The sequence below is a fragment of the Rhizobium sp. CNPSo 3670 genome (genome assembly GCF_057784555.1).
On record NZ_JBXSOL010000026.1, the window covers coordinates 45,708 to 58,967 of the forward strand.

Genomic DNA, 13,260 nt, shown 5'->3' on the forward strand with positions numbered 1-13,260 from the left:
ATGAACCAGTCGTTCAGCCCACGCGACCTTGGCGCCCAAGCGGCCGACGATCTCTTCACGCCCGTCGATCCCTCGGCCTTCAACGCCGTGTCGCCGCCGATCTTCCAGACCTCGCTCTTCACCTATGACAGTTACGAGGCGATGGAGGATGTGTTCGCCGGCCGGGCGCGCAACTTCATCTATTCGCGCGGCGACAATCCGACTGTCCGTGAATTCGAGCACTTGGTCGCCCGCCTCGAAGGCGCGGAGGATGGGCGCGCCTTTTCGAGCGGAACGGCCGCCATCACCGCAACCATTCTCAGCCTCGTGGAAGCGGGCGACCGGGTCGTCGCCGTCCGCCACCTCTATAATGATGTCTACCGTCTGCTGGTGAAGCTGCTCGGCAGGCTCGGCGTCACGGTGGATTTTATCGATCCTTCCGACCATGACGAGGTGCGCAAGGCGCTGCCGGGCGCCAAGCTGCTCTATCTCGAAAACCCCTCCTCCTTCGTCTTCGAGCTTCAGGACATCGTGGCGCTGTCAGCCATGGCAAAGGAAGCGGGTGTCACAACCGTCATCGACAATTCCTGGGCGACGCCGCTCTTCCAGAAACCGATCCTGCACGGCGTCGATATCGTCATTCACGCCGCCTCGAAATATCTCGGCGGCCACAGCGATACGGTCGCCGGCATCGTCGTCGGCACGAAAGAGGCGATCGCCAGGATCAACTCGACCTCCTACCCCTATATCGGCGCCAAGCTCTCGCCCTTCGAGGCCTGGCTCCTGCTGCGCGGCATGCGCACGCTGCGCGTCCGGCTGAAGGAGCATGAGCGCAGCGGACTTCTGCTCGCCGACCGGCTGAACCAGCATCCCGACATCGCCCGCGTTCGCCACCCGGCCTTTCAAGACCATCCCGGCCGGGCGACGCTGTCGGGTTATGCCGGGCTCTTCGCTTTCGACCTCACGCCCGACATAGATGTCGCGCGCTTCGTCAATGCGCTGCGCGAGATCCGCCTCGGCGTCAGCTGGGGAGGGCCGGAAACGCTTGTGGTCCCCGCCAAGGTGGCGCTGCAGATTCCCGACCGGATGACCACCTTCATCCGGTTCGGCGTGAGCGAGCAGACGGTTCGCTTCGCCGTTGGACTGGAAGAACCGGAACTGCTTTGGAGCGACCTGCAGCAGGCGCTGCACGCCGCGCGGCGCTAGGATCCTGCCGATGTTCATGATCGGCACGAGGGGAGTCGGTGATCGCCGAATGGCAATGCTGCTCCGCCGCCTTGATCATGAAATTAACAAGGGTCCGTGAGACGCCGAGTTCGGCCGCGATGTCTTTCTGCGGCACGCCGTTCAGGCGGTGACGGATGAAGGCGTCGTTGGTGCGCTTCGGCAGCGCCTCGAGCGAAGCCAGCACGTCACGCAGGGTCTCTGCGGCAACGAGCTGGTCAAGCACCGTTGGGACGGGAGCCGTGATCTCCTGGATTTGATCTATCGACCTGTGGTTGTTCGTCTGATGGCGCTGGCGGCGGCTCTCATCCAGTGCGAGATTATAGACCATCCGGAAGGCATAGCCGATGGGGCAGCGAATACCGTCGACATTGACCCCATAAGCTTTGATGACTCCGTCCTGAAATATGTCCTCGGAGTATACCCTTGATTTGAGAACGCTTTCGATCGTCTTCAGGAGCTTATCCTTGTTTTCGATCATTGCGTTGACAACCGCATTCCCGTTCACATCACGATGCGATGCTCGCATTGTCCTGTACCTTTTTACGAATGGAAAATCAGGCTCTGTCTTGCTGGTCGGTTCGGCCTTGGCGCTCCTTTTTCAAAGCGGATGTGCACGATGTGATTGCAGTGTCTATTTTAAGGTGATAATAAGAGTCAAGTTTAAATTCACCGGGCTGAAGGCGAGAAAAAAATGGGACGAACAGTTGAGATCCTGACCGGCAAGGCGGAACTCTGCCGATCGATCATGAGTGCCTTGCCCGACTGGTTTTCGGAGTCCGAGGTCATCGAAGCGAGCGCCCAGGCGATCGAGAAGTTGCCGGTGTTCGGCTATATCGAAGCGGATGTCGTCACCGCGCTGATGGCCTTGAAGCCGCACCTGCCTGATGCCGTCGAAATTGCGCTGATCGCGACGCGGCCGGAATATCACGGCCAGGGCGCAGGGCGACATCTCCTCGACGCTGCCGAAGGCTTCGCCCAGAAATCGGGCGCCCGGCTGCTGACGGTCAAGACGCTTGCGCCGCGCGGCCGCGACGAGCCGCAATTCGAGGCGACACGCCGCTTCTACGGCCGGAACGGATTCGTCAGGGCGGAGGTGTTTGCCAAGCTCTGGCACGAAGACCATCCGTGCCTGTTCATGGTCAAACCGCTCGCCGGAAAACAGCCGAGCGAGACCGCGCTTTGAGACGACGGGACTTTCTTCTGAGCGCGCTGGCCATGACGAGCGCACCCGTCGTGGCCCGCGCCGGTGAAAACGGCGTCGTGTCGCTCGATTACGGATTGGCATCGACGATGCTGGCGCTCGGCAGCGTGCCGCGAGCGATCGCCTCGCTCAGGAACTGGTCGGAATGGGTTGTCGAGCCAACCATGCCGCAAGGCGTCGTCGACATCGGCACTACATTCGAGATCAATCTCGAAGTCCTCACCAGCCTCCGGCCATCGCTCATCCTGAGCACGCCTTTCCTGGCGGCGCTGGATGAAAAACTCTCCCGCATCGCGCCGGTCGCGACCTTCACTGTTTATGCCGAGAACGGCGATGCGCTCGACCGCTCCTACGCCGAAACGCGGCGTCTCGGCGCCATGATCGGGCGACAGAGGCAAGCAGAGGCGTTTCTCGCCCGCGCCGATGCCACGTTCGAGCGGCTGCGCGAGAGGGTGAGGAGCCTGTCCGCGCCTCCTGTCGCCGTTATCAACTTCATCGACCAGAGGCATGCGCGCATCTACGGCGGCCCGGGGCTTTACGGCGGCACCATGCGGCGCATCGGCCTTGAGAATGCCTGGAAGGGCGAGGCCAGCTACTGGGGATTTCAGACGATCGGACTGGAACAGCTCGCCGAACTCGATGAAGAGGCGCACCTCGTCGTCGTGTCGCCTTTGCTTCCGCCCGATGTCCTGACCCGGCTTTCAGAAAGCCCGCTTTGGTCCAGCCTCCCCTTCGTCCAGCGCCAGCGCATCTCGGTCGTTCCCGGCGTCCTGATGTTTGGAATGGTCCAGGAGGCGCTGCGCTTTTCGACACTGATGGTCGATGTTCTGGAGACTGCCGCCCGATGAAGGCTGAATTTTCCCGCTTCGGCGCGCCGGCACTTGCGGCGCTATTGCTGTTTTCAGGCCTCAGCCTTGCGATGCTCGATCTCCTGCCGGCGCTGCCGCATATCGAAACCAGAGGCGGATACGACGCCCAGCACCTTCTGCTTCTCTATTCCACGCTGCCGCGAATGGCGACGGCCCTGATCACGGGAGCCGCCCTCGCACTTTCTGGGACGATCCTGCAGCAGGTCCTGCGTAATCCTCTCGCTTCACCAACGACGCTCGGCGTCTCGGCCGGCGCCAATCTGGCATTGGTTTCCGTGATGCTCGCCTTTCCCGCACTGGCGGGATGGAGCCGCGACGCTGTCGCGCTCGCGGGAAGTGCCGCTGCCGCCTTCGCCATCTTTTCGATCAGCGCCCGGCACGGCTTCTCGCCTTTTTCCCTCATCCTGTCGGGCATGATCATCGGCCTCTGGTGCGGCGCAGCGGCGGCCATCCTCATTCTGATGAACGATCAATATCTCTCGGGGATCTTCATCTGGGGCGCCGGCTCGCTCTCGCAGCAAAGCTGGGCGATCCCGCTGTCGCTGCTGCCCAAGGTCGCCCTCCTCGCCGGCCTCGCCTTCCTCGCCGCGAGACCGCTGGCGCTGAGCCAGCTCGGAGATGCCGGCGCAGCGAGCCTCGGTCTGCCGATCAAATGGGCGCGCGGCTTTATCCTAGCGATTGCGATTGCGCTGAGCGCCCTCGTCACCAGCGCCGTCGGCGTCATCGGCTTCATCGGGCTGGTCGCCCCGCAGATCGTCCGGCTGGCCGGCGCACGCCGGGTCGTCAGCCAATTGATCTGGTCGCCCATAGCAGGCGCCGGCCTTCTTCTTCTGACCGATGAGGCGATCAAGCTCCTCGCTCCGGGCGATTTCGTGCCGACCGGGGCTGTCACCGCATTGCTCGGCGGACCGATCCTGATTGCTCTGCTTCCACGCCTTGCAACAGCCTCACGCACGCTCCCCGGCATGACCTCACCACGGCTCGCGATCGGCAGCAAAGGCGCCTCCCTCGTCCTGCTGTTCGCCTCGGTCGTCGCATTGGCGATCGCCGCGATCTTCTTCGGCCGGGCATCAGATGGCGCGTGGACATGGCTGCCCGCCGCCTCATGGAATGAAATCCTCCCCCTCCGCCTGCCGCGGGTCGCCGCCGCCTTCGGCGCCGGAACCGTGCTCGGCGTGACGGGGCTGATCCTGCAGCGGCTGACCGGAAACGAAATGGCGAGCCCCGAGGTGCTCGGCGTTTCGGCCGGGGCGACGCTTGGCGTCGCGACCGCCATGTTCGCCTTCGCCGCACCGAAGCTCACCGTCCAGCTTGCCTTTGCCGGCGGCGGCGCGCTTGGCGTGCTGCTGCTGATCTTCCTCCTGAGCGCCCGTTCAGGCTTCGGCCCGAACCGCGTGCTGCTCGCCGGCATCGCCTTCGGCGCAATGCTCGATGCCGGGATCGGCGTGCTGGCAGCAAGCGGCGATCCGCGCGGCCTGGCGCTCATCCGCTGGATGTCGGGCTCGACCTATTTCGTCGACAATGAGGTTGCCGCAAGCGCCCTCTCAATTGCGCTTGCCTGCCTCGTCGCGGCCTTTCTCGCCAACCGATGGCTTGCGCTGCTGCAGCTCGGCTCGGAGACGGCCAGCGAACTCGGCCTCAGGATCGCACCGGCGCGCGGCGTCTTCTTCGGGATCTCGGCGATCATGACGGCGGCCGCTACGCTTGTCGTCGGCCCCTTGAGCTTCGTCGGGCTGATGGCGCCGCACCTTGCCCACGGCCTCGGACTTCGCCGCCCTTCCACCCAGCTCCTCGCCGCAGCGATGATCGGGGCGACCCTGCTCGTCATCGCCGACTGGGCCGGCCGCATGATCGCCTTTCCCTATCAGGTTCCTGCCAGTTTGATTTCGGCCCTGGTCGGGGCGCCGATGCTGCTTTTCGTTCTGCGCCGGCGGCCTTGAGAAGCCGCATTCACCCCGCCAATGCTTCGGCGTCGGCCCCTGCGGGGATGCGCAATGGAGAGGAAGGATCGGTCGCAGAAAGCCATACCGCCTCGACCACGTCGACGGCCTGTGTCAGGGCAGTTTCCGACTGCTCCTCCCAAGACGCGAACACCTCTGCGACGACCGACGAATAGGCTTTCGGGAAGCCGCCCTGTTGTTGAATCCGGGCACGCGCCGTATCGCCGAACCGCGTCTCCGGCGCGCGCCCTGGAAGCACGATCCTCACACGCACATTGAAAGGCTCCAGCTCGAGCGCGACAGATTCGGTGAACGCGTTCACTGCGGCCTTGCTCGCCGTATAGACAGAGAGGAGCGGGAGCGGCTTGAGCGTTACGCTTGACGTAACGTTGACAATAACGCCTTCCTGCCGCTCCCGCATCTGCGGTAGAAGCGCTTGCGTCATCGCGATCGTTCCGAGCGTGTTCGTCTCAAAAATTTCGCGGGCGATTTCCATCGGCGTTCCCTCAACCGCGTTGAGCCAGCCGATGCCGGCGTTATTTACCAGCACGTCCACAGGACCTGCGGCATCAACCGCAGCGCGGATGCTTTCAGGTCTCGTGACATCCAGAGCAACGATCTTGAGTTGGTCTGAAGGCGGCAGCAGGTCTTGGCTCGGCGTTCGCATGGTGGCGATCACCTTCCAGCCCTGCGCGAGAAAGAACCTGGCAATTTCCAGCCCGAACCCCGACGAGCATCCTGTAACGAGAACGGTCTTCATATCTGTCTCCTATCTATGCTGACAGCTACAGATGTAGACGGGGATATCGCCACTGAATATCATGCGCGATCCATGTTTCATTATCAGGAGTATCGATGAGCGATCCTTTGGTTGATATGGTCACGCTACTGCAGCCAGCGGCGCGCCATTCAAAGCTCGTCAGCGGCGCAGGGATGTGGCGCGTTGAGCGCCAGGAGACCGGACAGCCCTTCTACTGCGTCGTGCTGGAAGGTTCTTCGCGGCTGAGCGCGGAGGACGAGCAGATCACATTGCGCGAAGGCGACTTCGTCCTGATCCCGGCCGTCCGTGCCTTCACGATGTCGAGCCTGGGCGACGGATTATCGCCCGGCATCGATCCCCTCACCGTCACGATGCTTCCTGAAGAGACCCGTCACGGCGATCCCGAAGGGACTCGGAATGCACGCCTGCTTGTCGGCCACTTCGCTTTCGGCTCGCCTGATGCGGCGTTGTTGGTTTCCCTGCTGCCGCGGATCATTCATATCCGCGGCGACAGCAGACTGTCGGCGATCGTACAGCTGGTCACGGACGAAGCCCGCACCGAGCGGCCGGGAAAGAATATGATCCTGGCGCGGCTATTGGAGGTCTTGCTTGTCGAGGCGCTGCGCTCGAATGCCGGGGAGAAAGCGCCGCTCGGAATCCTGCGGGGTCTGAGCGATACACGTCTTGCCCTGGCCATCCGTCGGCTGCACGAAAATCCGGCCAGGGAATGGACGGTGGAGCAGCTTGCCCGAGAGGCGGCCCTGTCGCGGTCGGCGTTTTTCAACCGCTTCCGCCGCACTGTGGGTCTGGCGCCAATGGAGTATCTGATATCATGGCGCATGGCGCTCGCCAAAAATCTGCTGAGGCAACGCGATATCGGAATTCAGGAAATCGCCGAGCGCGTCGGCTATGGCTCCGCAAGTGCGTTCAGCACGGCATTCACCCGCTTTGTCGGATTGCCGCCGTCAAGATATGCCGCGCAAGCAAAGACCAATTCACACGCCGCCGCATATTAGTTCACCGCTGATCGTTTCCCGATTTGAGCGACGCCCTCGCCCTTCAAACAAATTCGCTGCTCGGCTCTTTGAAACCTGCCTCAATGCCGCCCGTCCGGCAACGGGCAGGCTTCACCGCAACCGCCGACGCCGGGCAGATTGTAGCGCAGGCAGCAGACTTTGCGGCGGGCGAATTCGAGTCCGCATTGCTGACGCGCAATGCGGATCATGCCGAACATCGGATTGCGCGCGCCGCCCGGCCAGTTCGGCTGTTCGAGCAGCGCCATGCCGCCTTCGACGAGTGCGGGCTCCTGGCGATGGGCGATCTCTTTCAGAATCCAGGAAAGATAGGCCGCGACATTGTTCCAGAGAAGCTTCGGCGCGACACCGGCATTGGCGGCGATCGCCGCGATGACCGGCTCGGCGTGGCCGAGCATCAGCCGATGAAGCTCGCCGGCCGGATCGGTCGTCGGCTCGGGACTGCCGAACATCACGAACGCTTCCGGCTCGCCTGTCTGTTCGTTGCAGACGAGCGAGAGCCGGCCGATCTCCATCGGCAGCGCGATGCGGTTGACGAACATATGGACGCTCGGCGCGATCGTCAGCATGCTGAAATAATAGAGCGTCCACATGGAGACGATCGCGCGGCGATCACTGCCCGGAAACTTCTGGGCATATCGGGCGATGATCCCGTCAAAGACGTCGCGGTCGACGAGATCCAGGCAGGGAATGACGAGGCCCGCCTGCGAGGGAGTACCGAGCAGCTTGCCGCGGCAATAGGCGAACGGGCCGTCGCTCACCAGGCGGTCAAGATCGACGGCCTGGTGGGCGACGGAATGATCAGCGATCGGAGGACGCTCTGAGGGCCCGTTCATCTCCACCCCCATGCCTACCACCGATACTTCAGGGTGCCGGTCATGTTGCGGCCCTGGCCGAGATAGCAGAAGCCCTCTTCGCAAACCGTTTCGCGCTCGTCGGCGATGTTGCGGATGGCGAAGGCAGCCGTCAGGCCCTCGTATTTCTTGTCGACTGCGCCAAAATCATAGGAGGCGGATGCATCGACGTAGAAAGTTGCTGGATTCTTCGAGGTATTGGCGACATCCGTCCAGGTCTCACTGATGTAGCGCACGCCGGCGCCAACCGACAGACCGTTGAACGGATTGCTTTCTTGGAAAGTGTAGTTCGCCCACAGGCTCGCAACATGGGTCGGGGTGATGGCCGGAGTGTTTCCGACGTTGTTGCCGCCGGTCACTTCGGAGTCGTTGTAGGTGTAGGCCGCGATGATATCGAGACCGTCGGCGATGGCCGCGCGGGCTTCAAGCTCGATACCCTTCCCGGTCACCTCGCCCTGGGAGTCGTAGGCAAACGTCAGCGGATCGGCGAGCCTCGGCTTGTTCTGCTCGACGGTGTGATAGGCGACGGCCGAGAGCAGGATATCGGAGCCCGGAGGCTGGTACTTAACGCCGACCTCGTATTGCTCGCCCTTCGTCGGCGGAAGAATCGTGTTGGTTGCCGATCGGTTGGTGACCGGATCGAAGGAGGTCGCGTAGGAAACGAACGGCGCGATGCCGTTGTCGAAGAGGTAAAGCGCGCCGGCCTGTACCGAGAAGGCGTTCTTGTCGACATCCTCCGAGCTAACCGAGGGCAAGGTCGAATCTCGCGTCTGGTTCACCCAGGTCTGTCGGCCACCGAGATTAAAGCGCCAGTTTCCGACCTCGATCTGGTCCATGACGTATATGCCAAGCTGCCGCATGTCGGCATCGGAAGCCAAGAAATTATAGTCCGGCGTGGTGCCTGAGACTCCATAAGTCGGATTGGCGACATCGAAGTCGAATGCCGGATCGGCGGCTCCGAAGCCATAGCCAAAGCTCGACTTGAGATTGGTGTAGTCGAGCCCAAACAGCATTGTATGCGCAAGCGAGCCTGTATCGAACTTCGCCTCGAGCTGATTGTCGACCTGAAAGACGTTCATTTCGTCGCGGATCGCATTCGCGCCGCGATGCGCGACGGTCCCGGTCCAGCTGGTAACGCCGAGGTAACGGGCCTCCAGATCGAGATGCGAATAACGCAGGTTCTGCCGGAAGGTCAGGCCGTTGTCGAATTCATGCTCGAACCGGTAGCCGACCTGCTGCTGCTTGATTTTCTGGTGGTCATAGTCGGGGTCGCTCGCCCTCAGATCTAGAATCCTGCCGTCCTCAGTGGTGATCGCGCCGACATTGGCGTCGGTTTCGTCAGACTGCGCCAGGCCGTATAGCGTGAAGGTCGTGCCCTCGTCAGGCTTCCAGGTAAACGACGGCGCCAGGAAATAGCGGTCGTCGGCAATATCGAAATTGGTGTCGCCGCGGCGGGCGAGGCCGACGATACGATAGAGGAAATCGTCCCTGTCTTCGCTGATCGGCCCGCCGAAATCGAACATTCCCTGCACCCGGTCTTTGGTGCCGTAGGTAATGCCGACTTCACGGATCGGCTCTTCGGTCGGAAGCTTCGAGATCTTGTTGACGAGGCCGCCTGGCGATCCGGAGCCGTAGAGAACGGATACCGGCCCCTTGATCACCTCGACGCGCTGCAGCTGATAGGGATCGGTGCGGAACATGCCGTAATTGATATAGGGCTGGCGCAATCCGTCACGATAATCGCCGACTGTCGTGGCATTGTAGCCGCGAATGTAGATCTGGTCGAAACGCGGATCGAAGCCGTTCGGCCCGGTGGTCACGCCGGCCGTATAACGCACCGCCTCGATGACCGACTGGGCGCCGCGCTGCTCGATCTCCTTCTCCGTCGTCACCGAGATCGAACGCGGCGTCTCGACGAGCGGCGTGCTGATCTTGGTCGCGCCCGCGCTATTCTTTGCGGTAACCGACGTTCGGTCGGTCTTGCTATCAGAGGCTGCACCCTGAATGACGATTGGCTCCAGTGTCGTCGCGGTGTCACCGGTGGAAGCGCTCTGGGCGGCAGCCGGCGATACCGCAAAGCTGACCAGGAGGGTCGCTGTCGAGGCAAATAGGGCTTCTCTGTAAATTTTTGGTAGATTATTAGAAACATTCAAAAAAACACGCGCCATTGCTAGGTCCCTACGTCACGGATGCGGGCGGAACCTATGGAGCGAAGTGGAGCTTGTCAACATAAGATGATTATTTCAGTCATCTTTTATTCGATGATCTGCCTATCACGGCCATTCGCGAAGAGGTTGCACCCAGCATCGACACTGGAAGGCTGGCACGGAACACCTGCGATGCAGGCTCCGGCCGCGCCTCCTGTCCTTTGCGGATCCGTACGCAGTCGGCATAACATTCTCACGCCCGGAGTAACGACCGAAGCAATACAGCATCAGGCGACCCTAGATTCTCTATCGATCTTGATAGGGAGAGGAGTTTTCTATTGAGGCAAATAAAAAATCTGGTTTACTGCCACTTCGCTTGTTGGCTTTCAGGGGGGATTTAGCCGATGGTGTGGACACGCAGGAGTATTATGCTCGGTGGTTTGGCGTTGCTTGGGACCGGCGCCGTCAGCAAACCGGCAGCCGCCGCGGCAGCTTCTTATTTCGACGGCACATCCGTCGACAACGGCGTGACATTCCGCAGCACCAATTTCACCAAAATCGACAAGCGCTGGCATCGCCAGGTCGTCAAATATTTCAGCAGTGAGCCGATCGGTACCGTTGTCGTCGATACAAGGCACCATTTTCTCTACCTGATCATGGAGAACAAGACCGCCATCCGCTATGGCGTCGGGGTCGGTCGCGAAGGTTTCAAATGGTTTGGCCGCGCCACCATCGACGCCAAATCGCTCTGGCCGCGCTGGACGCCGCCGCCGGAGATGCGCAAGCGCCATCCTGAACTGCCGGAATTCGTCTCGGGTGGCTCACCGAAGAACCCGCTTGGCCCCCGCGCCATGTATCTGCATCGCGATGGCGTCGACACCGGCTATCGGTTCCACGGCACGCTGGAGCCATGGAGCATTGGCAAGGACGCCTCCAGCGGCTGTATCCGCATGTTCAACGAAGACGCCATCGATCTTTACCAGCGCTGCCCCATCGGCACGGCCGTACAGGTTCTGCCGCATATTGCCGACCAGGCTGAGGGCGCCACTCAGGTTAGCGAAACAACTCCGGTCGAATGAGGAATATCACCCCTATGTCTGCTATGATCGGATACACCAAGCGCCTTGCCGGCGCAGCCATGCTCTTGGCGCTCGCCGCCTGCTCCACCACCGAGGTCGCCTCCCTGGAAGAACCGGCCGCGGTGCCGATGACCGGCCAGACCAACGACCCAGCCCCGGGTTTCGAGAACGTTGCGGCTGGTAGCGAGGAGGATTTCATTCTCAATGTCGGCCGACGGATCTACTTCAAGCAGGACTCCGCCGCGCTCGATACCGTCGCCATGGCAACCTTGGACAACCAGGCCGCCTGGCTCAACAGGAACCCGACCTGGCTGCTCAAGCTGCAGGGATTTGCCGACGATTCCGGCTCCGCCTCCAATATGCAGACGCTGTCGCAGAAGCGCGCCGATGCGGCGATGGCCTATCTCGCCTCGAAGGGCGTAGACCCCAAGCGCATGTGGGCCAAGGGCTACGGAAACGACCGCGAAGTCCGCGACTGCACGGAGCGCTCCTGCAAGGTGCAGAACCGGCGCGTCGTCACCAATCTGCGCGCCCAGCCGGATGCGGTTTGATCGCAGATGAACTTTCCGGGACGGGCCGAACAAAGGTTGCTTAGCACATGTGTTGCACGCCCGTCGGAATGGTGGATGAGGCCGCGATGGACGGGCCGTCGATCATGAAGCGTCTAGTTCGAGGCATCGAAGACGAAATCTGCATGGGCGGTCCAGCTTGGCCATCCTGCCGCCAGACCTTGCCATGCCATAGACCTGGAAGTTCTCATTGAAGACGGGCGTATTTCGATCTTCATCCGCGCCGGAACGCCTGTAATTTGACGGTCGTGCGATTAGAATACGACCGTCCGCGCTTTAATCTAGCCGCGGAATAGATTAAAATTAGCCGGGCTTAGACTTTAAATTGGCCGAGAACACGGCTAATGATTTTCCTTCTCCCACTACCGGACGAGAGATCAAGATGAAGTTGATGTCATCATCGAGGATCGGCGCGGCCGCGTTGTTGGGATAGAAGTAAAGGCGTCGGCAACGGTGAAGTCTGACGATTTTCGTGGGTTGCGCCAGTTACAAGAGGCGGTCGGCGATCGTTTCGTGCGAGGGCTCGTCTTACACGACCACGACCGAGTGACCCCATTCGGAGAAAAGCTACAAGCCGCCCCGCTATCACTTCTGTGGACGATGTGAGCTGCGATCGAAAAGCGCCGGGCGATCAGGGCGGGACCATTCGTGCCAGTTTGGAGAATGTCGCTCGTCCAAGTTCGATCCGTCATCGCCCGGAGCACCAACACGTCAAGCCCTCACATCGCGAGCGCAACGGCGGCAAAGATGACCGTTTGAAAAGTCATGACATGACCAATTGATAGCGATGAGGTCGTCACAAATCACTGCAGAGACGGACCGTAAGGAGCGGGCGCGAAACGCAACGATCTCGTCGCGGGTGAGAGTTCGAGGAAGAGCAAACTCGGTCCGCATCATTTGTGCACAAGGGCCGGCACATGGCGCCGGCCCCAGTCGACGCGGAAGCCCTGTTCAGGATCGCGCTTCAGAAACGGCGTGCGCGCTGCGAAGCTTGCCTAACGACCTCGAAAACAGAGGTCTTGTCGAATTTTTCCCGCTGCTTCCGCGACGTTTCCTGATCTCCACGATAAACGGCTTAATTCGGGACTTCATGGAGAGGCTCTCCTTAAGCCACCTGACGCTCGGCTTGGATCTGAAGAGGCGCCTGCTGAAAGGAGCCGTCTCCGATGGCGATCTTGCGCGGCTTCATGGCTTCGGGCACTTCACGCTTCAGCGCAATCGAGAGAATACCGTTCGTCAGCGAGGCGTTCTCGACCCTGACGTGATCGGCCAGCTCGAAGCGGCGTTCAAATGCGCGCCCGGCGATGCCGCGATGCAGATATTCGCCTTCTTTCCCATCGGGCTTTTGCCCCTTCACCAGAAGGACGTTCCGCTCCTGGGTGATGTCGAGGTCACCTTCGGCGAAGCCGGCCACCGCCATCTGAATGCGATAGTCGTCTTCGCCCGTCTTGACGATGTCATAGGGCGGCCAGGTCTCGATCGCCTGCAGGCGCTGCGCATTGTTCAGGAGATTGAAGACACGGTCGAATCCGATGCTGGACCGGTAAAGGGGGGCGAAATCAAGTTCGTTTCTCATAGCCATATCCTCCGTAAAGCAACAT

Annotated in this window: 12 protein-coding genes and 1 pseudogene; 8 read left to right on the top strand and 5 right to left on the bottom strand. The window is 61.3% G+C overall.

Translation table 11 applies throughout. The annotated features are described in order from the left end of the window. Positions 1 to 1,185 carry a PLP-dependent transferase gene (locus AC13QO_RS23300; protein WP_488541977.1) on the top strand — a complete coding sequence of 395 codons (1,185 nt, stop codon included), beginning with the start codon at positions 1 to 3 and terminating at the stop codon, positions 1,183 to 1,185. Here the strand turns inward: AC13QO_RS23300 and AC13QO_RS23305 are convergent. After that, positions 1,076 to 1,732: a sigma-70 family RNA polymerase sigma factor gene (locus tag AC13QO_RS23305; RefSeq protein ID WP_488541978.1), complete on the bottom strand. Its 657-nt coding sequence runs from the start codon at positions 1,730 to 1,732 to the stop codon at positions 1,076 to 1,078. The genes AC13QO_RS23300 and AC13QO_RS23305 overlap by 110 nt on opposite strands. 165 nt (positions 1,733 to 1,897) lie before the next feature. Here AC13QO_RS23305 and AC13QO_RS23310 point away from each other — a divergent pair, with 165 nt between their 5' ends. From AC13QO_RS23310 to fhuB, 3 genes are read left to right on the top strand one after another with little or no spacing between them, the layout of a single operon-like run. Continuing rightward, on the top strand, positions 1,898 to 2,389 hold the full coding sequence (locus AC13QO_RS23310) for a GNAT family N-acetyltransferase (protein WP_488541979.1): 492 nt from the start codon (positions 1,898 to 1,900) through the stop codon (positions 2,387 to 2,389). 32 nt (positions 2,390 to 2,421) lie between these two features. Then, on the top strand, positions 2,422 to 3,255 hold the full coding sequence (locus tag AC13QO_RS23315; protein ID WP_488541980.1) for an iron-siderophore ABC transporter substrate-binding protein: 834 nt from the start codon (positions 2,422 to 2,424) through the stop codon (positions 3,253 to 3,255). Continuing rightward, a complete protein-coding gene (gene fhuB, locus AC13QO_RS23320; RefSeq protein WP_488541981.1) occupies positions 3,252 to 5,216 on the top strand; it encodes a Fe(3+)-hydroxamate ABC transporter permease FhuB in 1,965 nt (654 codons plus the stop codon). Before AC13QO_RS23315 ends, fhuB begins: the two co-directional genes overlap by 4 nt. Positions 5,217 to 5,226: 10 nt before the next feature. Here fhuB and AC13QO_RS23325 read toward each other — a convergent pair whose 3' ends face one another. Continuing rightward, positions 5,227 to 5,976 (bottom strand): SDR family oxidoreductase, encoded by a 750-nt coding sequence (locus tag AC13QO_RS23325; RefSeq protein WP_488541982.1) that lies wholly within the window; start codon positions 5,974 to 5,976, stop codon positions 5,227 to 5,229. A gap of 95 nt (positions 5,977 to 6,071) precedes the next feature. Between AC13QO_RS23325 and AC13QO_RS23330 the strand changes: the two genes are divergently transcribed. Continuing rightward, a complete protein-coding gene (locus AC13QO_RS23330; protein WP_488541983.1) occupies positions 6,072 to 6,992 on the top strand; it encodes an AraC family transcriptional regulator in 921 nt (306 codons plus the stop codon). An 80-nt stretch (positions 6,993 to 7,072) separates the two neighbouring features. Here the strand turns inward: AC13QO_RS23330 and fhuF are convergent, their stop codons facing one another. Continuing rightward, a complete protein-coding gene (gene fhuF / locus AC13QO_RS23335) occupies positions 7,073 to 7,858 on the bottom strand; it encodes a siderophore-iron reductase FhuF (protein WP_488541984.1) in 786 nt (261 codons plus the stop codon). 2 nt (positions 7,859 to 7,860) lie between these two features. After that, positions 7,861 to 10,032 carry a TonB-dependent siderophore receptor gene (locus AC13QO_RS23340; RefSeq protein WP_488541985.1) on the bottom strand — a complete coding sequence of 724 codons (2,172 nt, stop codon included), beginning with the start codon at positions 10,030 to 10,032 and terminating at the stop codon, positions 7,861 to 7,863. A 383-nt stretch (positions 10,033 to 10,415) separates the two neighbouring features. On the opposite strand from AC13QO_RS23340, the gene AC13QO_RS23345 reads away from it, so the two are divergent. The 3 genes and pseudogenes from AC13QO_RS23345 to AC13QO_RS23355 all read left to right on the top strand — a co-directional run. Beyond that, on the top strand, positions 10,416 to 11,090 hold the full coding sequence (locus tag AC13QO_RS23345; RefSeq protein ID WP_488541986.1) for a L,D-transpeptidase: 675 nt from the start codon (positions 10,416 to 10,418) through the stop codon (positions 11,088 to 11,090). A 14-nt stretch (positions 11,091 to 11,104) separates the two neighbouring features. After that, on the top strand, positions 11,105 to 11,641 hold the full coding sequence (locus tag AC13QO_RS23350; protein WP_285194895.1) for an OmpA family protein: 537 nt from the start codon (positions 11,105 to 11,107) through the stop codon (positions 11,639 to 11,641). Between the two features lie 369 nt (positions 11,642 to 12,010). Continuing rightward, positions 12,011 to 12,265 (top strand): annotated as a pseudogene (locus AC13QO_RS23355) (DUF4143 domain-containing protein); the annotation flags it as partial. 499 nt (positions 12,266 to 12,764) lie between these two features. Here AC13QO_RS23355 and AC13QO_RS23360 read toward each other — a convergent pair. Beyond that, positions 12,765 to 13,235, bottom strand: a complete 471-nt coding sequence (locus AC13QO_RS23360) for an Hsp20 family protein (protein WP_488541987.1) — start codon at positions 13,233 to 13,235, stop codon at positions 12,765 to 12,767. Between the last annotated feature and the right edge of the window lie 25 nt (positions 13,236 to 13,260).